The organism is Hydrogenibacillus schlegelii, assembly GCF_001653195.1.
Classification (GTDB): domain Bacteria; phylum Bacillota; class Bacilli; order Thermicanales; family DSM-22653; genus Hydrogenibacillus; species Hydrogenibacillus schlegelii.
The window spans coordinates 17,211-36,976 of record NZ_JXBB01000005.1 but is presented as its reverse complement, the minus strand read 5'-3'; the positions used below and the strand labels follow the sequence as shown (position 1 = coordinate 36,976).

At 68.6% G+C, this 19,766-nt stretch carries 24 protein-coding genes; 9 read left to right on the top strand and 15 right to left on the bottom strand.

Features of this window, described 5'->3' with window-relative positions; genetic code table 11:
* Window positions 1–168 precede the first annotated feature (168 nt).
* Both SA87_RS02795 and SA87_RS02790 read left to right on the top strand, forming a co-directional pair.
* A complete protein-coding gene (locus SA87_RS02795) occupies window positions 169–1,959 on the top strand; it encodes an Rqc2 family fibronectin-binding protein (protein WP_066198878.1) in 1,791 nt (596 codons plus the stop codon).
* 60 nt (window positions 1,960–2,019) lie between these two features.
* Entirely contained in the window at window positions 2,020–2,496 is a 477-nt protein-coding gene (locus tag SA87_RS02790; RefSeq protein WP_066198876.1) for a DUF3905 domain-containing protein, read from the top strand.
* 180 nt (window positions 2,497–2,676) lie between these two features.
* On the opposite strand, the gene SA87_RS02785 is transcribed toward SA87_RS02790, so the two are convergent.
* Genes SA87_RS02785 through SA87_RS02775 form a run of 3 tightly spaced genes read right to left on the bottom strand, consistent with a single transcriptional unit; the run spans window position 2,677 to window position 4,793 of the window.
* A complete protein-coding gene (locus tag SA87_RS02785; protein ID WP_245637618.1) occupies window positions 2,677–3,942 on the bottom strand; it encodes an aminopeptidase in 1,266 nt (421 codons plus the stop codon).
* Window positions 3,943–3,999: 57 nt separating this feature from the next.
* Complete coding sequence (locus SA87_RS02780; protein WP_066198874.1) at window positions 4,000–4,374, bottom strand: DUF423 domain-containing protein; 375 nt, start codon at window positions 4,372–4,374, stop codon at window positions 4,000–4,002.
* On the bottom strand, window positions 4,371–4,793 hold the full coding sequence (locus tag SA87_RS02775) for a toprim domain-containing protein (protein WP_066198873.1): 423 nt from the start codon (window positions 4,791–4,793) through the stop codon (window positions 4,371–4,373). The genes SA87_RS02780 and SA87_RS02775 overlap by 4 nt, the downstream gene beginning before the upstream one ends.
* Window positions 4,794–4,824: 31 nt before the next feature.
* On the opposite strand from SA87_RS02775, the gene thpR reads away from it, so the two are divergent.
* On the top strand, window positions 4,825–5,355 hold the full coding sequence (gene thpR, locus SA87_RS02770; RefSeq protein WP_066198868.1) for an RNA 2',3'-cyclic phosphodiesterase: 531 nt from the start codon (window positions 4,825–4,827) through the stop codon (window positions 5,353–5,355).
* Here the strand turns inward: thpR and SA87_RS02765 are convergent.
* On the bottom strand, window positions 5,337–6,497 hold the full coding sequence (locus SA87_RS02765) for an MFS transporter (RefSeq protein WP_245637617.1): 1,161 nt from the start codon (window positions 6,495–6,497) through the stop codon (window positions 5,337–5,339). The genes thpR and SA87_RS02765 overlap by 19 nt on opposite strands.
* Before the next feature lie 154 nt (window positions 6,498–6,651).
* Entirely contained in the window at window positions 6,652–8,091 is a 1,440-nt protein-coding gene (locus SA87_RS02760) for a nicotinate phosphoribosyltransferase (RefSeq protein WP_066198862.1), read from the bottom strand.
* A 222-nt stretch (window positions 8,092–8,313) separates the two neighbouring features.
* On the opposite strand from SA87_RS02760, the gene SA87_RS02755 reads away from it, so the two are divergent.
* The gene (locus tag SA87_RS02755; RefSeq protein ID WP_066198859.1) at window positions 8,314–8,646 is read left to right on the top strand and encodes a hypothetical protein; all 333 of its coding nucleotides are present in this window, start codon (window positions 8,314–8,316) and stop codon (window positions 8,644–8,646) included.
* 50 nt (window positions 8,647–8,696) lie between these two features.
* Entirely contained in the window at window positions 8,697–8,966 is a 270-nt protein-coding gene (locus tag SA87_RS02750; RefSeq protein ID WP_066198857.1) for a spore coat protein, read from the top strand.
* A gap of 279 nt (window positions 8,967–9,245) precedes the next feature.
* Here SA87_RS02750 and SA87_RS13425 read toward each other — a convergent pair whose 3' ends face one another.
* Window positions 9,246–9,395, bottom strand: coding sequence for a hypothetical protein (locus SA87_RS13425; protein WP_169793331.1), 150 nt, complete (start codon window positions 9,393–9,395; stop codon window positions 9,246–9,248).
* 466 nt (window positions 9,396–9,861) lie between these two features.
* On the opposite strand from SA87_RS13425, the gene SA87_RS02745 reads away from it, so the two are divergent.
* Window positions 9,862–10,668: an RluA family pseudouridine synthase gene (locus SA87_RS02745; protein ID WP_066198854.1), complete on the top strand. Its 807-nt coding sequence runs from the start codon at window positions 9,862–9,864 to the stop codon at window positions 10,666–10,668.
* A gap of 2 nt (window positions 10,669–10,670) precedes the next feature.
* Here the strand turns inward: SA87_RS02745 and SA87_RS02740 are convergent, their stop codons facing one another.
* Complete coding sequence (locus tag SA87_RS02740) at window positions 10,671–11,417, bottom strand: thiamine diphosphokinase (RefSeq protein ID WP_066198851.1); 747 nt, start codon at window positions 11,415–11,417, stop codon at window positions 10,671–10,673.
* Window positions 11,418–11,494: 77 nt separating this feature from the next.
* Here SA87_RS02740 and SA87_RS02735 point away from each other — a divergent pair, with 77 nt between their 5' ends.
* The 3 genes from SA87_RS02735 (at window position 11,495) to SA87_RS02725 (ending at window position 12,743) form a co-directional block, all read left to right on the top strand.
* Entirely contained in the window at window positions 11,495–11,782 is a 288-nt protein-coding gene (locus SA87_RS02735; protein WP_066198847.1) for a YggT family protein, read from the top strand.
* A 178-nt stretch (window positions 11,783–11,960) separates the two neighbouring features.
* On the top strand, window positions 11,961–12,251 hold the full coding sequence (locus SA87_RS02730; protein WP_066198844.1) for a hypothetical protein: 291 nt from the start codon (window positions 11,961–11,963) through the stop codon (window positions 12,249–12,251).
* A gap of 150 nt (window positions 12,252–12,401) precedes the next feature.
* The gene (locus SA87_RS02725; RefSeq protein ID WP_066198841.1) at window positions 12,402–12,743 is read left to right on the top strand and encodes a spore coat protein; all 342 of its coding nucleotides are present in this window, start codon (window positions 12,402–12,404) and stop codon (window positions 12,741–12,743) included.
* A 158-nt stretch (window positions 12,744–12,901) separates the two neighbouring features.
* Here SA87_RS02725 and speD read toward each other — a convergent pair whose 3' ends face one another.
* The 8 genes from speD to panD all read right to left on the bottom strand — a co-directional run bounded on the left by speD (window position 12,902) and on the right by panD (window position 19,754).
* Window positions 12,902–13,303: an adenosylmethionine decarboxylase gene (gene speD / locus SA87_RS02720; protein WP_066198838.1), complete on the bottom strand. Its 402-nt coding sequence runs from the start codon at window positions 13,301–13,303 to the stop codon at window positions 12,902–12,904.
* A gap of 266 nt (window positions 13,304–13,569) precedes the next feature.
* The gene (locus tag SA87_RS02715; protein WP_066198835.1) at window positions 13,570–14,208 is read right to left on the bottom strand and encodes a hypothetical protein; all 639 of its coding nucleotides are present in this window, start codon (window positions 14,206–14,208) and stop codon (window positions 13,570–13,572) included.
* A 73-nt stretch (window positions 14,209–14,281) separates the two neighbouring features.
* Window positions 14,282–15,121: a DnaD domain-containing protein gene (locus SA87_RS02710; RefSeq protein ID WP_066198832.1), complete on the bottom strand. Its 840-nt coding sequence runs from the start codon at window positions 15,119–15,121 to the stop codon at window positions 14,282–14,284.
* A gap of 2 nt (window positions 15,122–15,123) precedes the next feature.
* A complete protein-coding gene (locus SA87_RS02705; RefSeq protein ID WP_066198951.1) occupies window positions 15,124–16,311 on the bottom strand; it encodes a pyridoxal phosphate-dependent aminotransferase in 1,188 nt (395 codons plus the stop codon).
* A gap of 109 nt (window positions 16,312–16,420) precedes the next feature.
* Window positions 16,421–16,912 carry a hypothetical protein gene (locus SA87_RS02700; protein WP_066198829.1) on the bottom strand — a complete coding sequence of 164 codons (492 nt, stop codon included), beginning with the start codon at window positions 16,910–16,912 and terminating at the stop codon, window positions 16,421–16,423.
* Window positions 16,909–18,348 carry an amidohydrolase gene (locus SA87_RS02695; protein WP_066198825.1) on the bottom strand — a complete coding sequence of 480 codons (1,440 nt, stop codon included), beginning with the start codon at window positions 18,346–18,348 and terminating at the stop codon, window positions 16,909–16,911. Before SA87_RS02695 ends, SA87_RS02700 begins: the two co-directional genes overlap by 4 nt.
* A 242-nt stretch (window positions 18,349–18,590) precedes the next feature.
* Entirely contained in the window at window positions 18,591–19,241 is a 651-nt protein-coding gene (locus SA87_RS02690) for a redox-sensing transcriptional repressor Rex (protein ID WP_066198822.1), read from the bottom strand.
* Between the two features lie 117 nt (window positions 19,242–19,358).
* Window positions 19,359–19,754 carry an aspartate 1-decarboxylase gene (panD, locus tag SA87_RS02685; protein WP_066198819.1) on the bottom strand — a complete coding sequence of 132 codons (396 nt, stop codon included), beginning with the start codon at window positions 19,752–19,754 and terminating at the stop codon, window positions 19,359–19,361.
* Between the last annotated feature and the right edge of the window lie 12 nt (window positions 19,755–19,766).

Sequence of the window (19,766 nt, the reverse complement as noted above, 5' to 3'; positions counted from 1 at the left end):
GTCCCGCCTCCCGCTTCGAACTCCTGTCCCACGCCTCGTGCCAATCTATGCCGCACCGGTCCGGGCTATGCCGGCTCCGGGACGCCGCCGCGAACCCGGACCGTAAGGGCGCATCTTGCGCCGGCCGATGCGCGTGATAGACTGAAGGGCGGAAAGGGGGGCGATCCGATGTTCGACGGGCTTTTCGTCGCCCGCCTTGCCGCGGAGCTCGACCGGCGGCTTTCGGGCGGGCAGATCCAGAAGATCCAGCAGCCGGACGACGACACCCTCGTCTTCTTCGTCCGGACGCCCGGGGCGACCTACGCCCTGGTCGCCTCCCGGCAGCCGGAGGCGCCCCGGCTCTACCTCGCCCACAAACCGCCCCGGCGATCGGCCGAAGGCCCGCCGTCGCCGCGGCTTCAGCGCATCCGCAAGCACCTGCAAAACGGCCGCATCGCCGCCGTCACCGCCCTCGACCTCGACCGAATCGCCGCCGTCGAAGTCGAGGCGACGGACGAACTCGGCGACCGCCGCCGCTTCCGCCTTCTTGTCGAGCTCACCGGCCGGAACGCCAACGTCATCCTGATCGACGCCGACGGCCGCATCCTCGAGACGCTCCACCCCGTCACCGCCGACATGAGCCGCTACCGGCAGATCCTGCCCGGGCTTTTGTACGTCCCTCCGCCGCCGCAAGACAAGATCGATCCCCGCGGCGTACCGGAAGAAGAATGGATCGCCCGCCTCCGGGCGGAGCCGGAAGCGCTGCGGGACGAAACGGCCCTGGCCGAATGGCTGACCCGGCGCGTCCGCGGCTTCGGTCCCCTGCTCGCCCGGGAGAGCGCCCACCGGGCCGCCCGCTCCGGCGGCCTCACCCCGGCCGGCGCCGCCCGGGCCCTCGTCCGGACGGTCGACATCGTCCTCGCCGGCGGCGAACGGCCCGAGCTTCTCCCCGACGGCGACCGGCCGGCCTTTCACGCCCTCGCCCTCACCCACCGCTCCGGCCCCCGGGAGGCGTTCGACGACGTCCTGGCGCTCCTTCAGGTCCACTACGAGCGGATCATTCCGGGGCTCACCGTCCGGCGGGAAGCCCGGGCCCTCCGGCAGGCCCTCGAGGCGCGCCTCGGGCGGCTGGAGAAAAAAATCGCCCGGCACCGGGCGACCCTCGCCGAAGCCGACGCCGCCGAGCGGCACCGGCGGTTCGGCGAGCTCATCCTGGCTTACCAGTACGCCGTCCCGATGACGGGCGTCTCGGAGGCGGCCGTGCCGGACCCCGACGACCCCGACCGGACGCTTCGCATCCCCCTCGATCCCGCCCTTTCCCCGGCGGAAAACGCCGAGCGGCATTTTCGCCGCTACCAGAAGCTCAAGGCCGCCCGGGCGGCGGCCGAAAAGGAGCTCGAGCGGGCCGAGGCGGAACGCCGCTACCTCGAGGAGGCCCTGCTCTACCTGGACGACGCCGACGCCGAGGCCCTCGCCGACCTCAAGGCGGAGCTCGCCGCCGCCGGCCTCATCGCCCCGCCGGCGCCGGCAAAGGGACCGGCGAAAAAACCGAACGCCGGCCGGGAAAGCCGCCCGGAGCGCTTCCTCTCGAGCGAAGGCGCCCTCATCCTCGTCGGAAAAAGCGGCGGCCAGAACGACCGGCTGACGTTTCAGATCGCCCGGCCGGACGACCTCTGGCTGCACGCGAAAAACCTCCCCGGCGCCCACGTCGTCGTCCGGGGACCGGCCGGCGAGGCCACCCTCGAAGAGGCGGCCCTCATCGCCGCCTATTTCAGCAAAGGCCGCCATTCGAGCCGGGTCCCCGTCGACTACACGCCGGTCAAAAACGTCCACAAGCCGAAGGGCGCCCCGCCCGGCTTTGTCCTCTACCGGGGCGAAAAAACGCTGTTCGTCACCCCGAGCCTCGAGCGGGTGCTCCCCATCCTCGCCCGCCGCCCCGACGAACGGTCGCCGGCCGAGACGGCGCCGGACGGCGCCTAAAGCCGCCCTTCCCCGGCCACACTAAGGACAAAACGACCCATCCTCGAGGGAGGCGGGGCCATGATCCGAACCCCCGACGGCGCCCGGCCCGCCCGCCGGGCCGTCGCCCGGGACGGGCGGCCGGTGACCCGGCGGCGATACGATCCCGATCATCCGAGCGAACCGTTCGTCAACGCACACGGCGTCGTCATCGGCGACCGCTTTTACGACTCTCCGAACGCTCCCCTCAACCGCTGGAGCCCGGACGTCGACCCGGCGGCGCTCGCCGGCGACGAATGGGTCCACCCGATGAACGACGTCGGCTGGAAGGCGCCGGAAAACCAGGCCCTCTGGGAGGCGGGGCGCATCCCCGGCGGCGGCCCGTTCATGCACCCGATGGAAGACGTCTCAAGCCACGCCGAGGCAAAAGCCCTCACGCCCGGGGAGGAAATCGAACTGACCGGCGATTTCCCGGGCAAGCGCAAAACTCCCGACCGTTCGACCGCGGACGACGCCGAAGACGACCCCGGCGCCTGGACCGATGAAGACCGGGCCTAACCTCCGGCTCCGCCGGCCCGAAAAACGGCGAAAGCCCCGGACGCTCCGGGGCTTTTGTCGTGACCGAAACGGCCCAGAGGCGGGCGGCCGGACGCCGAGCCGTCGAACGGCTTTGCGGGGCTTATCCCCGACGTCGGGCGCCGCTCGCCGGCCGTCGAACGCCGCCGCCAAGACGATGGCTCAAACGTCGAACGCCCACCGGCCGCTTACGAGAAGCGGCTCCCGGTCGCCGGCTTCCGTCACGCCGTCGACGTCGAGGGCGCCGGAGCCGATCATGAAATCTTCGTGGACGAGGCTCACATTCGCTCCCCGACGGAGGAGCGCCGCCTCGTCGAGCGCGGCGCCTCCTTCGAGCGTCGTCGGGTACGCTTTCCCGAGGGCGAGGTGGCAGGCGGCGTTTTCATCGTACAGCGTATTGTAAAAGAGCACCCCCGAGCGGCTGATCGGTGAGTCGTCCGGGACGAGGGCGACCTCTCCGAGCCGCCGGGCGCCTTCGTCCATCTCGAGAAGGTGCCGAAGCGCCGCCTCGTTCGTCTTCGCCGACGCCGAGACGACGGCGCCGTCCCGAAACTCGAGCCGGATGCCGTCGATGAGGACGCCGTTGTAGTTGAGCGGCTTCGTCGCCGCGACGACGCCGTCGACCCGCTCCCGGTGCGGCAGGGTATAGACCTCCTCCGTCGGGATGTTCGGCAAAAAGAAGATCCCCCGCCGGTCCCGGCTCCCGCCGCCCTGCCAGACGTGCCCTTCCGGGAGACCCACGACGAGGTCCGTCCCCGGCCCCCGGAAATGAAGCGCCCGGTAGCGCTTTTCGTTCAGATACCGCACCCGCCGGCCGAGGGCGCCGGCGTGCTTTTCCCAGTTTTCCAGCGGATCGCCGCCGGTGACGCGGGACGCCGCCAGGATGTGGCGCCAGAGGGTCCGGACCGCCTCCGCCGGCGGAAGATCCGGAAACACCTTCTTCGCCCACGCCGCCGTCGGCGCCGAGAGGAGCGACCAGCGGGCGTGATCGCTCATGAGGAGCGCCCGGTACGGCTTCGTCGCTTCGCCGACCGTCTTGTTGGCGAGCGCCACCCGCTCGGGCGGCACGTCGACGAGGAGGTCCGGATCCGGCGCGTAGACCGTGAGAAACGCCGCCCCCTCCCGGGCCATCGCCTCGTAGCCGTCGGCGAGCCACTTCGGAAACGTCCGGAGCGCCGCCTCCGACGCGACCTTGTACCGCATTTTTCCGGTCTCGCCGTCGGACCACTCCACGTGGACGTACGCCGCCCCCGCTTCGTAGGCGATGCGGACGATCTCCCGGACGAAGGGCGCCGCCTCGAGGGGCGCCCGGAGCACGAGCATCTGCCCCGCCTCAAGCGCCACGCCTTTTTTCACCGCCAGCCGGGCGTACGCCTCGAGCGGCACCTCCTTGTAGAGCGCCTCCATCGGAAAAAGCTCCGTCGTCATCGACGTCCTCCTTCACGTCTCACGCCGGTCTTAAGCGCATCGAAGAATTCGCTCCCTTCAGCGGAGGCGCCAGAGCGCCGCAAAAAGAAGCGCCCAGCCGATGAGAAACGCCACCCCGCCGAACGGCGTCACCGCCCCGAGAGCCCGGACGCCGGTCAGGGCGAGGAGATACAGACTCCCCGAAAAAAGCCCGATCCCCGCCAGCAAAAATCCCCCGGCAGCGGAAAGCCCGCCGGCGGCCTCCGGCGCGACCCGAAGCAGGGCCGCAAGCGCAAGCAGGCCGAGGCCGTGGATCATCTGATAACGGACGCCCGTCTCATAGACGGCAAGCAGATCGTCGGCGATCTTTCCCTTCAGGCCATGGGCGCCGAACGCCCCGAGGGCGACCGCCAGAAACAGATTGAGCGCTCCGAGCATGCCCCAGAGCTTCACCGCGGTTTCCTCCTTTCGCGGACGTAAAGCCGCCGGAGCGCCTGCCTGAGCTCCGGATCGGCCTCCGCTTCGGCTTCCACCGCCCGCCGGACGGCTTTCAGATCGACGGCAAAATGGGCCCGCATGAGCACCTCCGCCAGATGCACGAGCGGCGTCGTTGCGATCTCCCGGTACATCTTCCGGGTGAAAAGATGCCGCGCCTCCGGCAGCGCCTCGGCGACCGCCCGGCGGATCCGCTCGCCGGAAAAATCCGCATCGACGAAGACGTACACTTCATCCGCCCGGAGCGCCTCGATCGCCTCGAACGCCCGCGGCCCCGGCGTCCCGTGCGTCAGGACAAACGTCACCGGTTCCGCTAAAATGGACTTCAGCCGTTCGGCATCCGTCTTGCCCTCGACGATGATCACCTTGCCGCCCATCGCTCACCCTCCGCCCGAACGAGGTGATCCCATGCGGCTCTTCTTCGCCCTGCCGGTGCCCCCCGACGCCCGGGCGGCCCTCGCCGGCTTCACCCGGGCCCACCGGGCGGACCTTCCCTTCCGTCGGTTCGTCCACCCCGACGACTACCACCTCACCGTCGCCTTCCTCGGCGAGCTTCCCGACGCCGTCCTTCCGGCCCTCCAAAGAAGCGTCGACCGCCTCCGGCCCGCGGCTCCCGGGCCCCTCCGCGTCCGGCTCGAGGCCCTGGGCGCCTTCGGTCCGGCGGAGCGACCCCGGGTGCTCGTCGCCCGGGGCCGCCTCGACCCGGAGGCGCCCTTTCTCCGGTATCGCGACGCCCTCGTCGCGGCCCTCGCCGCCGACGGAATCGCCGTCGACCGAAAACCGTTCGTCCCGCACGTCACCCTGGCCCGAGACGGCACGGCGCCCCTTCCCGACCTTCCCTGGACGCCCGTCGCCTACACCGCCGCCGACCTCGTCCTCTTCCGCTCCGACCTCGGAAAAAAGCCGATGTACACCCCCCTTCACGCGTGGCCCCTCTGAACCGGCGCTTCGCTCAGGCCGAAGCGGATGAGGCCGACGGCCAGAAGCGAAAGCAGGGCCCCGGCGACGTACGGCAAGAAGATATTCACATGATACAGGGCGCTGCCAAAAAGAGGCCCGAGAACCCGCCCGAGGCTGTCCATCGCCGAGTTGACCCCGGACGTCGTTCCCTGGCCGACCGGCGTCCGCTGGGTGATGAGGGACGTCACGTTCGGCCGTTCGAGGGCGTTCCCGACGGCGAAGACCGACACGAAGGCGACCGCCGACCAGAAGTTGAACGAAAGCGTGATGAGGGCAAAGCCGAGCGCCGCGATCCCGAAGCCGACCGCCGCCGCCTGCGCCTCGGCTCCCTTCGGAATCCGCCGCACGACCCCGCCCTGAACCGCCGCGCCGACGATGCCGATGAGGGCAAAGAGGATCCCCATCTGGAACTCGTCGGCGCCGATCTTCACCCCCTCGAAGTAAACGAGCGTTGACTCGACCGCCGCCAGCGTGAACGTCACGAGGAACGAAAGGCCAAAGAGCACCTTCATCGGCCCCTGGAAGACGGCGCCGAAGCCGCCCGCCTCCGCCGCCCGGCGGCCCCGCGCCTCCGGCGGAAGCGATTCCGGAAGCGCCGCCGCACCGAACAAGGCGGCGAGAAGCGACAGCGCCGCCGCCAGGTAAAACGGAAAGGCGAGCGACACCCGGCTGCCGATGCCGCCGATCGCCGGACCGAACACGAAGCCGAGGCCGATCGCCATGCCCACGAAGCCCATGCCCTTCGTCCGCGTCTCCTCCGACGTGATGTCGGCGACGTAGGCGACGCTCGAGGCGATCGCCGCGCCGGAGAAGAGCCCCCCGAGGAGGCGCGACGCGTACATGAGCCCGAGGGACGTCCCGCTTACGGCGAGAAGCCAGAAGCTCACCGCAAAGCCGACCATCCCGACGAGGATGATCGGACGCCGGCCGATCCGGTCCGCGAGACGTCCCCAAAACGGCGAGGCGATGAGCGACACGAGCGAATAGAGGGAGAGCATCGCCCCGAGGTGAAGCTCCGCCGCCTCCGGCCCGGCCGCCTGCTTGATCGCCGAGGGCAGGACGGGGATGATGAGCCCGAATCCGGTAAACGCCGTAAAGATGATGAGCATGATGACGAGCATCCGCCGGTCCATCCTCGTTTCGCCCGCGTTCGTCCTCCCCCTGAATCTCCCCCAGGCCAGGACCTCCGAACCGGGCAGGCACCTCCTTCCAGAAATGGGGCTCCTTCCGGGCGGACTCACCCGCCTTCCCCCGCCCCCTCGTCCCTTCTCCGCCTTATCCCCGGCCGCCCTGTTCCCGCACGAGGCGCTGTTTGAGCTCCCAGAGCGGAAGCGACAGGTCGACCGGATACTCGTGCGGATAGACGAGCCGCCGCACCTCCGGCGCAAACCGCTCCCGTTCCGACAAGTGATACCGCCGCACCGCCTCCGCCGACGGCGGCGGATGGAGGCGCCGGCCGCCCACCATCACCGGCTCCAGAAGGAGCCGGGTTTCGTAATTTCGGAGCGTCTTTCGCTTCATCGTGTAGATCGGGTGAAAGATCTCGTACGGCCCTTCCGGAAGCGGCTCCTCTTCGAGCAGGATGACGTCCGCCAGCGCTTCCCCCCGGTCCCGATCGTAAAACCGGACGACCTTTTTCACGCCCGGATCGTTGATCTTGAGCGGATTTTCGCTCACCTTGAGCTTCGGCACCCACCGATCGCCTTCCCGGATCGCCGAAAGCTTATACACCGCCCCCAGGGCGCCGCAGTCTCCGCCGGTGACCAACTCCGTCCCGACGCCCCACGCGTCAATGCGGGCCCCCTGCACCTTGAGGTCCCGGATGATCGTCTCGTCGAGGTCGCCGGAAGCGACGACGATCGCGTCGGAAAACCCCGCCGCATCGAGCATCGCCCGAGCCGCCTTGGAAAGATACGCCAGATCGCCCGAATCGATTCGCACCCCGTAGCGGGCCGGCCGGCGGCCGAGCCGCGCGAAGTGCGCCCGGAACGCCTCGATCGCGTTCGGAAGCCCCGACCGAAGGACGTCGTACGTGTCCACGAGGAGGATCGCCTGATCCGGAAACGCCGCCAAAAAGGCGTCAAAGGCCGCCCGTTCGTCCGGAAAACTCTGCACAAAGGCGTGGGCGTGCGTGCCGACGACCGGAATGCCGAAGCGCCGCCCCGCCTCGACGTTCGACGTCGCCTGCGCTCCGGCGATGTACGCCGCCCGGGCCGCGTACACCCCCGCCTCCGGCCCGTGAGACCGGCGGAGGCCGAACTCCAGCACCGGATCGTCCCCGGCGGCGTGGACGATGCGGGCCGCCTTCGTCGCGATGAGCGTCTGGTGGTTGATGTAGGCGAGAATCGCCGTCTCCACCCAGTGCGCCTCGCCGATCGGCGCCTCAATGCGAAGGAGCGGCTCGTGGGGAAACACCGGCGTCCCTTCCGGCACCGCCCAGACGGTCCCCCGAAAGCGAATCCCCCGCAGATACTCGAGAAACGCCCGGTCGTAGCCGCCGACTTCGGCGAGATAGCCAAGCTCCTCGTCCGTAAAATGCGCCGCCTCCAGCCAGTCGAGCACCGCCTCCAGCCCGGCGAACACCCCAAACCCCGCCTCGCACGGCAGCCGCCGGAAAAAAACGTCAAACACCGCCGGCGTCTCGTGGCTCCCCCGGCGAAAATGGGCGTACATCATGTTCAGCTGATAAAAATCCGTCCAGAGCGCCTCTCCCATCGCGCCATCTCCCCCGTTCGCCCGGCCTCTGGCGCCCAGGCCGTTTAGGCCCCGGGCCTTTCAAAGCCGGATTTCGTCCGGGCCAGAACCCCCCACCCCGGTTCGATTTCACCGTGACACCATGATATCGCCTAATTTTGGGTCGCGCAAATGCCGGACAAACACCCTTGAACCGTCCCACCGATACGTTAACATCGATCCGACCGATAAGGAGGTGTTCCGGTGTTCACCCCCCTCTACCCGGCCTACGGCCCCGCCGCAGGCGCGCAGGCCACGTTCGGCGCCGGACCGGCCCCGTATGCCGTGCCGTACGCGGCGGCCGGAGGCTTCTGGCCCGTCGCCTACGCCGCCGACCGCCTCACGCCGATGGAGACGCTCATGCTGCACGAGCTCCTCGTCGCCCAGACCGCCCGGCTCCTCGACCTCCGGGGACGGCTTGAGGCGGTCGAAAACGAAACGTTGAAGGCGATCCTCGGACGGATGGTCCAGCTCCTCGAGAAAAACATCCGCGAGACGATCGCCCTCCTCCAACGACGCGCCGTCTTCCCGGCCTGACCGGATCGGACGGGACCGCCCGAGCCGCGTTCCACGAAAGGAGGTCGACGATGCTCACCCCTGCCGATCGCCTGACCGCCGTGACCATGCTTCACGATGCCAAGGCCATCCTCTGGCGGACCGCCTCCGTCCTCACCGAAGCCGCCAACCCGACCCTCAAGAACACGATCCTCCGGCAGTTTAACGACTGGGTCTACGTCCATGACCTCGTCTTTCAGCTGCTCGACCGAGAAGGGGTCTATCCCGCCCACCACGTCGAGCGCCTCATCCGGGAGAACATCCGCTGGGCCGAAGCGGCGCTCCACCCCCCGGAGGCGTGACGGAAGCGCCCGTTGAGTCAAAGCGCCCGTTGAGTCAAAAGGAGCGGCAAACCATTTCGCGCCCCACCGGGCGTCCCTTTCGCGAAACGGCCGTCCACAAGGCCGGGCGAAGCGGAGCGGGCAAGTCGGCCAAACGGAAGAGGCCCCGTTCTCGCCAGTCGGCGAGGCCGGTGGCCTTATTCATTTCCGATCGGAATGCGGCGACGCCCATGCCGGGCACACGAAAAGGCCGGCGACGTCGGTCGCCGGCCCGGAAGGGCCGTCGGCCCCGGCTTTCCGTTACGCCACCGGGCCCAGAAGCCCCACCCGCAGGATGATCACGAGAAGCACGTAGATGACGACGGCAAAGGCAAAAAAGCGGGATCCGGACTCGTCCCCGGAGACCGGCTGCGGCGCACCGCTTTCGGCGGCGGCAAACGCTTTGGCCATCCTCTCGCCTCCTTCTGTGCTATACTGGAGAAAGCGTCCGTCGGCTTGCCCGCCGGCGCGAGGCTTTTACCGCCGGCGCACGGCTTTTGTCATCGGGCGGCGCGACGGGCCCTACGCCCGAAGCGAGGCCTCCTCTTCCGGGGCCACCCCCACCGTATGCGCCTGCCCGCTCCGACGTGTGGACAAAGACCCATGCGCCGCCCGAAGGGGTGCATCGACGGACTTTTTTAAAAGAACTTCCGTTTAAAACAACGCCCTTTTCAGACCTTAAACACCCGTTAAACCCCGCGTTCCCGCCCGGCGGGCCTTCCGTCTCCCCGCCCCGGATCCCCGCGGCGGACTCATACGATATGTCGATCCGGCCCGCTCGCCCCGGCCACCGCCCGCCGAGCGGGCGCCGCCCGAAAACCCGCGTTCGCTTCAAAAACCCGTCGCCGGCATCGGCGAACCGGAGGGGGCTGTCCCGTTGACCGACCGCGATCCCGTCACCGACCGCCATCCCGTCCTCTACGAAGACAACCACCTCATCGCCGTCGTCAAACCCCCCGGACTCGCCGCTCAGGGAAACGGCCGGGAACCGGATTTGCTCGCCTGGGTCAAGGCCCGGCGCAAGGCGCTCGAGCACAAAAAAGGCGAGGCCTACGTCGGCCTCGTCCACCGCCTCGACCGCCCGACCGGCGGCGTGATGGTCTTTGCCAAAACGTCCAAAGCGGCCGCCCGTCTCTCCGCCGCCTTCCGCGAGCAGACCGTCGACAAACGGTACCTCGCCGTCATCGACGGCCATCCCCGGCCCCCGGCGGGCCGCCTCGTCGACTGCCTGAAAAAGCGCCCCGATGGCCACGTCGTCGTCGTTCGGTGCGGAGAACCCGACGCCCGGAAGGCGGTTCTCGACTACGCCCTCCTCGGCACCCGGCGCGGCCACGCGCTGCTCGACATCCGACCCCGGACCGGACGGCCGCATCAGATCCGGGTTCAGCTGGCGGCCCACCTCGCCCCGATCGCGGGGGATCGGCGCTACCATCCCCGCCCGGACCCGGCGCTCCCGACGCTCGCCCTGTGGGCGTACGCCCTCGTCGTCCCCCACCCGACGACGCGGGCGCCGCTTCTTTTCTCGGCCCTGCCGGACGACCTCCCGCCGTGGCCGGCGTACCGGCCGGAGCTCGCCGCGCTCCGGGCCGCCCTCGACGCAGAAGCCCGGACGATCGCCGAAAACACGGGAGGAACGTCGGGCCCCGGCGGCCCGCCCTGTCCCGGGGCGCCCGGTTCCGCCTGAAGCTACGGCTCCGCCAACGCTCCGGTTCCGTCGCCCGCCGCGGCATCGCCCGCCTCCTCCCCTGCCCGGCCCGCCGTGACGCGATCCCGGTGCTCGAGATCGCGACTCTCCACGACGAGGAGCCACCCCGCTTCGAGACGGATGATCCCTTCCGGCGCCGCCGGTTCGTTGCTCACCCCCCGCCCCATCCCCCAGGAGAGCGTCTCCCCCCGGAGGGCATAGCGAAATCCTTCCAGCGCCACGCCCCGAACTTCCGGCGAAAACGGGATGAGCGACACGAACGGAAACCGGCTCCGGAGGCGATGTTCCCCCGGTCCGAAAAGATAGATCCGATGCGCCGGCCCGGCGACGAAACCGGCGAGGCCGTCTCGCGCGATCCGATACAAAAGCTGCACATTGCTCAGACTGTGGTCGAACCGGTCACCGAGGGCACCGTAGAGGACCACCCGCCGGGCGCCGAGGCGCTTCGCCTCACCGTAGGCGAATTCCGTGTCCGTCTCATCTTTTTCCGCCGGCAGGACGAGGCACGGCACGCCGGCCGCCCGAAGCCTCTCAAGCCCCGCCTCACCGGCGGTGTCGAAATCGCCGACGGCGCGATCGAGCGAAAATCCCCGCTCGAGGAGCCAGAGCGCCCCTTCGTCGGCGCCGATCACCCGGAGCCTCCCGCCGTCCGCCCTTAGCGCCTCGAGAAGCGCCCGGTAATCGTCCGGAGTTTTTTTTCCGCCGGCGACGATGACGGCCGTCTCCATCCGCTTGCCCCCCTGCTCCGACCCGCCCTTGGGCTCCCGGGCCGGGTGTGATATACTGAGGCGGAGGTGACTCCGACTTGGCCGCCAACATCCTCCTCGTCGTTCAGTGGCTCCTCAGCGCCTATCCGATCCTGATCATCCTTTACGTGCTTTCTTCCTGGATCCCGCCCCTTTACGAGTCCCGGTTCATCGGCTGGATCGGAGGCCTGGTGGAGCCGTACCTCGGACTTTTTCGCCGCATTATCCCGCCGATCGGCATGATCGACCTCTCGCCGATCGTGGCGCTTTTGGCCTACCAGTACATACTCGCCCCGGCGTTTTTCAACGGTCTCGTGACGCTCTTCCGCTGGACCGGGCTCCTCTGAACGGGGACGAACGCCTTCCCGGCGAGGGACCTCGCCCGGCGAGGCAACGTCTCGCGCCGCCGCCTCCTCCCCCGGCTCTGCCGAACGGTTCGGCAGCGCTTTTCGGTTTCGGCCGGCCGCGCATAACATCCACGCAGACCACCATACTAAAAACCGGCAGCCAAAGGAGGTGAACCCGATGCTGCAGCCGCCGACCATCGTCTCGACGAAGGATTTGCTGTACTTAAAAGACATTCTAACCTGGCAACTGCTCACCCTCAAGCAGCTCCACCATTACGGCCAGAAAATGAAGATGCCGGCCCTCAAGCAGCTCGCCGGCCAGCTGATTGAAATGCATCGGCAGCACGCCCAGACGCTCCTCGGCCACCTCAAGACGGACAACGCCAAGGGCGTTCAAGATTTCCAGGCCCGGCTCCAGGCGATGCCCGCCCAGCCGGCCGGCGCTCAGGCGATGGCCACCCGGTCGTAACCCGAGGCCCGACATCGGCGCGCACCGCCGCCTCGGAAGCCGCCGAACCCGCCCCTCCTCCGGCGATGGGCGGCGGCCGGCCTCCGCCCTTGCGGCCGGCATCCGCCCTTGATGACTTAAAACCTTCCCCCCGCGAAAGGAGGGATCCCCTTGGCCCAGGCTCGGACGACGATCAGCCCGCCGGCGCCGGCGGAAAGCCCCTCACCGGCGATGAACGATCGGGACATCGCCAACGCCCTTCTGGCGTTGGAAAAGTCCCTCACGAGCGGCCTCAACATCACCGCCTGGGAGGCGTCCAACGACGCCCTCCATCAAGATCTCATGAACATGCTTCAGGACAGCCATCAGGCGGTTCGCCGGATCTACAACTTCATGTTCGCCCAGGGCTGGTACCCGATCGACGTCGAAGAACAGGCGAAGGTCGACGAGGCGTTCAGCCAGTTCGACCAGAAGCTGAAAGGCGAACTGCCGCCGCAGGGCATGCTCCAGTAACCGCCGACGAGGTCACGCCATCCGCCCAAACGCCGAGGCGACGCCCCGGCGCCGAAGCAAAAAGGACCCGCCGCGCTGCGGGTCCTTTTCATCGTCTTTACCGGAGGTCACCGATCTTCCGTTGGCCACCGGCCTATCGATCCCGGGCGAGCGGGACGTCACGAACGCACGACGGGGGCGTCCGAAAGATCGGAGACCGCCATCTCGCCTTCGCCGCGGATGAGCTTCTTGCCGAATGCCTTTTTCGGCTTGAGCACGTCCAGCAGGTGCTCGACCGCCCGCTCCGGATCCACCGTCTCGCCGCACGTGTAGCAGTCGATGGCGGCAAAACCGTGCTCCGGATACGTGTGGATCGAAATGTGGCTTTCGGAAAGCATGACGAGCACCGTCGCGCCTTGCGGCTCAAATGCTTTGGACTGGACGCCCAGAACCGTTGCGCCGGACTTTTCCGCCGCCTCGACAAGCTGCTCACGCAGCCATTCGACGTCGTTCAGGCGCTCGGCCGAGACGCCCCAGACGTCGACGGCGATATGCCGGCCGGAAGTGGAGTAGGTCGTCATCTTTCGGATCCCCCCTCCTAGCCATGGTGTGCGCAATGCTAGGACCACCGTCATTCTTTCGGGGGTGCGACGCGCCCCGCTCGCGAATGAAACCGGGTTCCTATTCTTGCTCACCCTGTATACTGTAGCATGAAACGCCGGGGTTTGCAACCGTTTTGTACGATCCAAACGCACCCGAGCCGGCGGGAACGACTTATGAATATTTCAAACTCAATCCCCTATGTACGCGCTCCTGCCTCCGGCGGGCAGGAGCGTCTCCCCGGCGCTCACCCCTCCAGCGCGATGAGCCGGCGGGCAAGCTCCCGGAGCCTGGCGTCGATCGCCGGAATCTCCTCCGGTCGGGCGGCGTTCCGCCGGTCGAGCCACCGATCGACCTCCGCCCGGAGGAGGACGCGTTCTGCCGCACGGGACGCCTCCTCCGGCCCGCCGTCGGCAAACGCCGGACGGCGAGGCCTCCGCTCGAAGATGATCCGCTCGCCCGCCGGCGTCCGCTCGACGATCCGGACGACCTGACCGTTTTCATAGTGATAGAACACGGAAAACCCGCGGTACACCCGTTTCATCAGCGCCTCGCCGCGAAACTCCGCCACCAACCGACGCATCACTTCCGCGAGGCGACCGTCGGTGAACTGGCCGGCGCCGATCGCCCGGTAGCGGACCGTCGCCCGCACCGGCGCTTCCGGCCGTCCCTCTCGATCATCGGGGGCGAAGGAACGTTCCTGGATCAGACGGAGATAAAAGGCGTTGTGGAGCGCGCTGTATCCGACCTCCAGATCGCCGTTTTTGAGGACGTGCTCGTAGAGCGGGATGCCCGCCTCGCGAAGGCGCCGGAGAAGCTCCTCCGCGTCCTTGCCGCCGAGCGCAAGACGGATGGTCTCAAACTCGGTGGCGATGCGCCTACCCATGATATCGCCCCAATTCCTTCGATCTCCGGGTCAGACCGGTCCACTTCTATTATACAAAAAAACGGGAGGAAAATCACCCGCCGTCCGCGTCGTCGAACGGCTCTTCCTCCCCGTACACGAGCCAGTTAAACTGCGGGTAACGCCGTTCCGTCCGACCGTCCGGCGCCCTTCCCTCCGGCCCCTGAGCCGGATCCGGCGGGCCGTCGTCTCCCCGCCGCTCCCCCGACCGCCCCTCCCGAAAGCGGAGGGCGTAGCGGCGGGCCGCCTCCGGCGTATCGATCCCCTGCTCGGCCCAGTGAAACAGGATCCGGTCGACGTAGCGGACCGAATTTTTTCCGAACCGGAGCGCCTCCTCGATCGCCGCTTCAATGAGCGCCAAGGAAAGCCGCTCGTCCTTGAGCCACCGGGCGACGAGCTCCGCCTCCATCGGGGAAAGGGGGCGGCCGAAGGCCGCCTCCAGCCGGCCGATGAGGGCGCCTCCGTCGGCATCCCCGCCTTCCGCCGCCGGCCGGAGGAGCGGCGCCGGACGGCGGTCCGCCGTCCCCGCCGCCTCCGGAAGGACCGTCCCCGCCGGCGCAAGCCGTTCCAGTTCGGCGGCCATCCGCTCGTAAAAGGGCGCCAGGTTGAACGTCTCCACCACCCGGCCGTCGGCGTCGAAGCGGATGTCGATCCGGAGCCATCCGGCATCGAGGAGCGCCTTCAGCCGGGCGGCGACCGCCCCCTCGTCGAGGGCGGTGCGGCCGGCGAGAAGCTTCGGCGTCGGAAAGCGCACGCCTTCCCGCTCGAGGGCGGCGAGGTGCAAGAGGAGGAGAAAATCGTCGTCCCGAAGGCCCAGGGCTTTGTAGCGACCGAGAAACGGCGCCGGCAGAAGCAAAATCTCCCCCTGCAGGAGCCGGGCCCACGGGGACGCCATCGTCAGACCTCCCGACGGCGGCCGACGAACGCGGCCAGGCGCCGAACGCCCTCCTCGATCGCCGCCTCGCCGAGGGCGAACGACAGGCGGACGTGACCGGCGTCGCCGAAGCCGCTTCCGGGGACGACGACGACGCCGGCTTCCTCGAGGAGGGCGGCCGCCCACCGATCCGCATCCGGGAAGCCCTGCCGCTCCATCGCCTCCCGCACGTCGACCCACAGGTAAAACGCCCCCGACGGCCGGAAAGCCCGAAGCCCCGGTACGCCGGCGATCCGCTCGACGATGAGGTCCCGTCTCCGGCGGAACGCCTCGACCATCGCCGCGACCGGCGCCGGATCCATCGTGACCGCCGCCAGCGCCCCGTACTGGGCAAACGTCGTCGGGTTCGACGTGCTCTGGCTCGCAAGGTCATCGAGCGCCCGGATCAGCCGCTCGTCGGCCGCCGCCGCCCAGCCGATCCGCCAGCCGGTCATGGCGTACGTCTTCGACACGCCGCTTACGATCACCGTCCGCTCCACCGCCTGGGGGTCGACGGCAATGATGCTCGTGTGGGGGCCGTCGTAGACGAGCCGCTCGTAAATTTCATCGGCGATGATCCACACCGGCCGGTGGACGAGGACGCTGAAGAGGCCGAAAAGCTCCTCTTCCGTGTACATCGCCCCCGTCGGGTTCGACGGCGAGTTCAAGACGAACGCCTTCGTCCGGGGGCCGATCGCCCGCTCGAGGGCCTCCGGCGTCAACTTGTAGCCGTCCTCGGGCCGCGTCGGGACAAAGACCGGCACGCCGCCGGCGAGGTGGATCTGTTCCGGATAGCTCACCCAGTACGGCGTCGGGACGATGACCTCGTCCCCGGGATCGAGGAGCGCCTGAAAGAGATGATAAAGCGCCTGCTTGGCGCCGCTGGCGATGTGGACGTTTTTTTCCGACCACGAAAGCCCCCGATCCCGGTTGATCATCGCGGCGACCGCCCGCCTGAGCTCCGGAATCCCCCCGGACGGCGTGTAGCGGGTCTTCCCTTCCCGAAGTGCCTGAACCGCCGCTTCGACGATCTCCGCCGGCGTGTCAAAGTCCGGCTCCCCGGCGGTAAAAGCGACGAGGTCGCGCCCTTCGGCGGCGAGGGCCTTCGCCTTGGCCGCGAGGGCCAGGGTTGGCGACGGCTGAAGCGTCTTCACCCGTTCCGAAAGCGTCAGCCCGTCGGCAGCAAACGATTCGCTCATCGCACGGCCCCTTTCTCAAACTCGGCTATGGCCCCTTCCGAGGCCCCGCGGACCTTTTCCGACGGCCGAACCGGCCCGGCGTTCAGCCCGGCGGCATCCGCACGAGGAGATATCGCCGGCCGTCGGAGAAATCGTAATACGCATACCCGACGCCGCCGTCCTCAAGCCGAACGACCGCTTCGTAGACCGGCCGGCCGAACTCAAATCCGGGAGTGAGCCGGACGAGGCGACCGTCGGGAAAATCCTCCCCGACCCTGGCCCGCACCGCCGACTCCGGGACCGGACGGCCGGCGTAGCGGCCGACCGGACGGCCGGTTTCGTCAAACCAGAAGATCCCCCCGTCGGTGACGACGGCGAGGAGCGACCGGCTTCCCCGGTACCAGAACGCCGCCTCGATCCGGGCGCCCTCCGGCAGGGCCGGCCGCACCCGCTCCAGCCACGCCTGAACCTCCGCCTCGGGCGCCAGGGCGGCCCGGGCGGTCCAGAACAAGAGCGCCGCGGCGAACAGGAGAAGAGAAACGGCTGCGACGACCCGGATGCCCCGGGTCGACGGGGGGGCGCCGCTCGCCCTCATGCCGCTCCGCCGGCAGGCCCTTTCGCCGGCCCGCCGGCCGCGCCGCCGGCCCGAAAGCGGCGGCTCCGCCGCTCCGCCTCGTACCGGATCCGCTCGGCATCGAGGGTGAGCACCGTCCGGCGCCACATGAGCCAGCGGCCGTCGACCATGACGCTTTCGACGTCCGTCCCCCGGCCGTTGTACACGAGATGGGAGAGGAGGTCATGGGCCGGCACGTAGCGAACCGACGACGGGTCGATGACGATGAGATCGGCCCGCATCCCCGGAGCGAGGCGCCCGACGTCTTCGAGAAAGAGGGCCTTCGCCCCACCTGCCGTCGCCAGCTCGAGCGCCGCCGCCGGCGGCACCGCCGCCGCGTCTTTTTCCCGCCCTTTGGCGAGAAGCGACGCCAGCCGCATCTCGTCGAAGAGATCGAGGTTGTTGTTGCTCGCCGGCCCGTCGGTCCCCAGGCCGACGACGAGGCCCAGCTCGAGCCAGCGGGCGAGCGGGGCGATGCCGCTTCCCAGCTTGAGATTGGAGACCGGGTTGTGGGCGATCCGCACGTCCCGCTCGGCGAGAAGGCGAAGTTCGTCGTCGCTCAAGTAGACGGCGTGGGCGACGAGGGCCGGCCCGTCGAAAAGGCCCGCTTCGAGCATCACCCGGGCCGACGAGCGGCCGGTCCGCGCCCGGACCTCCGCCTCCTCGGCTTCCGTCTCGGCGAGGTGGGTGTGGATCGGCCGACCGAGGTCCCGGGCCGCTTCCGCCACCTCCCGCAAAAACGGTTCCGGGCACGTGTAAGCGCTGTGGGGGGCGATCATCGTCGTCACCCGGCCGCCGTAGGCGCCGTGCCATCGCCGGGCGACGTCGATCGCCTCGGCGAGCTTCGCCCGGCGGGTCGCCTCGTCGCCGAGGCCGATCATCCCCCGGGCGAGCACCGCCCGGAGGCCGCTTTCCCCGACCGCCTGGGCGATGACGTCGATCCGGTCGTACATCTCGGCAAACGCCGTCGTGCCGCTTTCGATCATCTCCAGCTGCGCAAGGAGCGTCCCCCAGTAGACGTCCTCGTCGCTGAACGCCGCCTCGTTCGGCCACATCGCCTCTTCCAGCCAGCGCTTGAGGGGAAGCCCCTCCCCGAGGCCCCGAAGGAGGCTCATCGGCGTATGGGTGTGGGCGTTCACAAGCCCCGGAAGCACGATCCTCCCGGCGAGGGAGCGCCGCTCGGCGGGGGGGAGCGCCGGGCCGCCGCCGTCGTCCGCCGCATTCATCGCCCCGTCGCCGGGGGCCGACCGGTTGCCGCCGTCCGGCTCGCCGCTCGGCGCCGAGCCGTGGCCGACGCCCGGCGCCGGCGGGTCGCCCTCCCGCTCGACGGCGGCGATCCGCCCCCCTTCGATTACGAGATGCCCCCGAACGAGCCGCCCGTCCTGATAGAGAAGCGCATCTTCCAGCACAAGCCGCATGGTCGGCCTCCGTCCGCCGCCGGGGTTCCGCCCGGCAAACATGATATCCGATTATACCGGATCCCGACGGGCAAAAAAAAGCCCGGGGGGACCCGGGCACATCCAGCCTCTTGGCCGTCCTTTCGCTCTCCGATCGCGTTCCTTCGCGACGCTTTCGCTTCCTTCCCGATCCTTGATCGTTGCCCGCGCCGCCATCCGGTTGCCGCCGGCCGACTGAGCCTGGCGCGCGCCTTCCGCCGCGTTTACATCACGAGGTATTCCGGTTGCCGGAGGTAGTACGCCAGGCTGTGGAGTTCCGTCGTGAGGTCGGCGTGATGGACCCGGACGTGGGGCGGGACGTGGATGATCGTCGGGGCGAAGTTGAGGATCGCTTCGATGCCCGCCTCGACGAGGAGGTCGGCGACCTCCTGAGCCGCGTAGTCCGGGACGGTGATGATGCCGACGCGGATGTCTTTTTCTTTTACCGTCGGCTGAAGTTCTTCCATCGGCTGGATGCGGATGCCGTCGATCTCCCGTCCCGCCTTGAGCGGCGAGTGATCGAAAATGGCCACGATGCGCATGTTGTCCTGTTGAAACGCATTGTACCGCGCCAGCGCCGTCCCGAGATGGCCCGCGCCGACGAGGGCGACGGGGATGAGCTGATCGAGATGCAGGATCTGACGGATCTTTTTAATAAGGTAACGAACCTCGTATCCGATCCCCTTTCGGCCGAATTCACCGAAGTGAGCAAGGTCCTTCCGAATCTGCGCCGGGTTCAGGCCAAGGTCTTTCCCCATTTGATGGGAGGAAACCGTGCGCACCCCCATTCGATCGAGATAGGTGAGATAGCGCAGATAGATCGGCAGTCGCTTGATCACCGCATCGGAAATCGGCTGCTCGCGATCTCTGGCCACGGTTTTCCCCCCTCCCTCGTTCAGCGCGCCGATACTGCGGCGGTTCTCCGCCGTACTATGCCAATTGTAGCGTTCAACATCTGTTTCGTAAAGAGATGTTTTTGCAGCAACAGACGATCACAGCGCCGGCCCTTCTCGCATCTCCGCCGCCTCGCCGAGGGCGACGGCCGTCGGCCGGTTGGCCGCGTCGACGAAGACGACCGACGGCCGGTGCCGGGCCGCCTCCTCCGGCGTCATGAGGGCGTAGGCGATGATGATGACGACGTCGCCGACCTGAACGAGCCGGGCGGCGGCGCCGTTTAAACCGACGACGCCGCTTCCCGCCGGCCCGGGAATGACGTACGTCTCGAGCCGGGCTCCGGTGGTGACGTTGACGACCTGCACCCGCTCGTTCGGCAGGATGCCGGCGGCCTGAAGGAGATCGGCGTCGATGGTGATGCTGCCGACGTAGTGGAGGTTGGCCTCGGTCACCGTCGCCCGGTGGATCTTGCCCTTCATCATCGTAAGCCACATCTCTGCCCGCCT

Excerpts from the sequence above, each read along its gene's own strand:
- SA87_RS02795 (WP_066198878.1), top strand. The coding sequence starts at position 169 with ATGTTCGACGGGCTTTTCGTCGCCCGCCTTGCCGCGGAGCTCGACCGG.
- SA87_RS02790 (WP_066198876.1), top strand. The coding sequence starts at position 2,020 with ATGATCCGAACCCCCGACGGCGCCCGGCCCGCCCGCCGGGCCGTCGCC.
- SA87_RS02785 (WP_245637618.1), bottom strand. The coding sequence starts at position 3,942 with ATGACGACGGAGCTTTTTCCGATGGAGGCGCTCTACAAGGAGGTGCCG.
- SA87_RS02775 (WP_066198873.1), bottom strand. The coding sequence starts at position 4,793 with ATGGGCGGCAAGGTGATCATCGTCGAGGGCAAGACGGATGCCGAACGG.
- thpR (WP_066198868.1), top strand. The coding sequence starts at position 4,825 with ATGCGGCTCTTCTTCGCCCTGCCGGTGCCCCCCGACGCCCGGGCGGCC.
- SA87_RS02765 (WP_245637617.1), bottom strand. The coding sequence starts at position 6,497 with ATGCTCGTCATCATGCTCATCATCTTTACGGCGTTTACCGGATTCGGG.
- SA87_RS02760 (WP_066198862.1), bottom strand. The coding sequence starts at position 8,091 with ATGGGAGAGGCGCTCTGGACGGATTTTTATCAGCTGAACATGATGTAC.
- SA87_RS02750 (WP_066198857.1), top strand. The coding sequence starts at position 8,697 with ATGCTCACCCCTGCCGATCGCCTGACCGCCGTGACCATGCTTCACGAT.
- SA87_RS13425 (WP_169793331.1), bottom strand. The coding sequence starts at position 9,395 with ATGGCCAAAGCGTTTGCCGCCGCCGAAAGCGGTGCGCCGCAGCCGGTC.
- SA87_RS02740 (WP_066198851.1), bottom strand. The coding sequence starts at position 11,417 with ATGGAGACGGCCGTCATCGTCGCCGGCGGAAAAAAAACTCCGGACGAT.
- SA87_RS02730 (WP_066198844.1), top strand. The coding sequence starts at position 11,961 with ATGCTGCAGCCGCCGACCATCGTCTCGACGAAGGATTTGCTGTACTTA.
- speD (WP_066198838.1), bottom strand. The coding sequence starts at position 13,303 with ATGACGACCTACTCCACTTCCGGCCGGCATATCGCCGTCGACGTCTGG.
- SA87_RS02715 (WP_066198835.1), bottom strand. The coding sequence starts at position 14,208 with ATGGGTAGGCGCATCGCCACCGAGTTTGAGACCATCCGTCTTGCGCTC.
- SA87_RS02710 (WP_066198832.1), bottom strand. The coding sequence starts at position 15,121 with ATGGCGTCCCCGTGGGCCCGGCTCCTGCAGGGGGAGATTTTGCTTCTG.
- SA87_RS02700 (WP_066198829.1), bottom strand. The coding sequence starts at position 16,912 with ATGAGGGCGAGCGGCGCCCCCCCGTCGACCCGGGGCATCCGGGTCGTC.
- SA87_RS02695 (WP_066198825.1), bottom strand. The coding sequence starts at position 18,348 with ATGCGGCTTGTGCTGGAAGATGCGCTTCTCTATCAGGACGGGCGGCTC.
- panD (WP_066198819.1), bottom strand. The coding sequence starts at position 19,754 with ATGTGGCTTACGATGATGAAGGGCAAGATCCACCGGGCGACGGTGACC.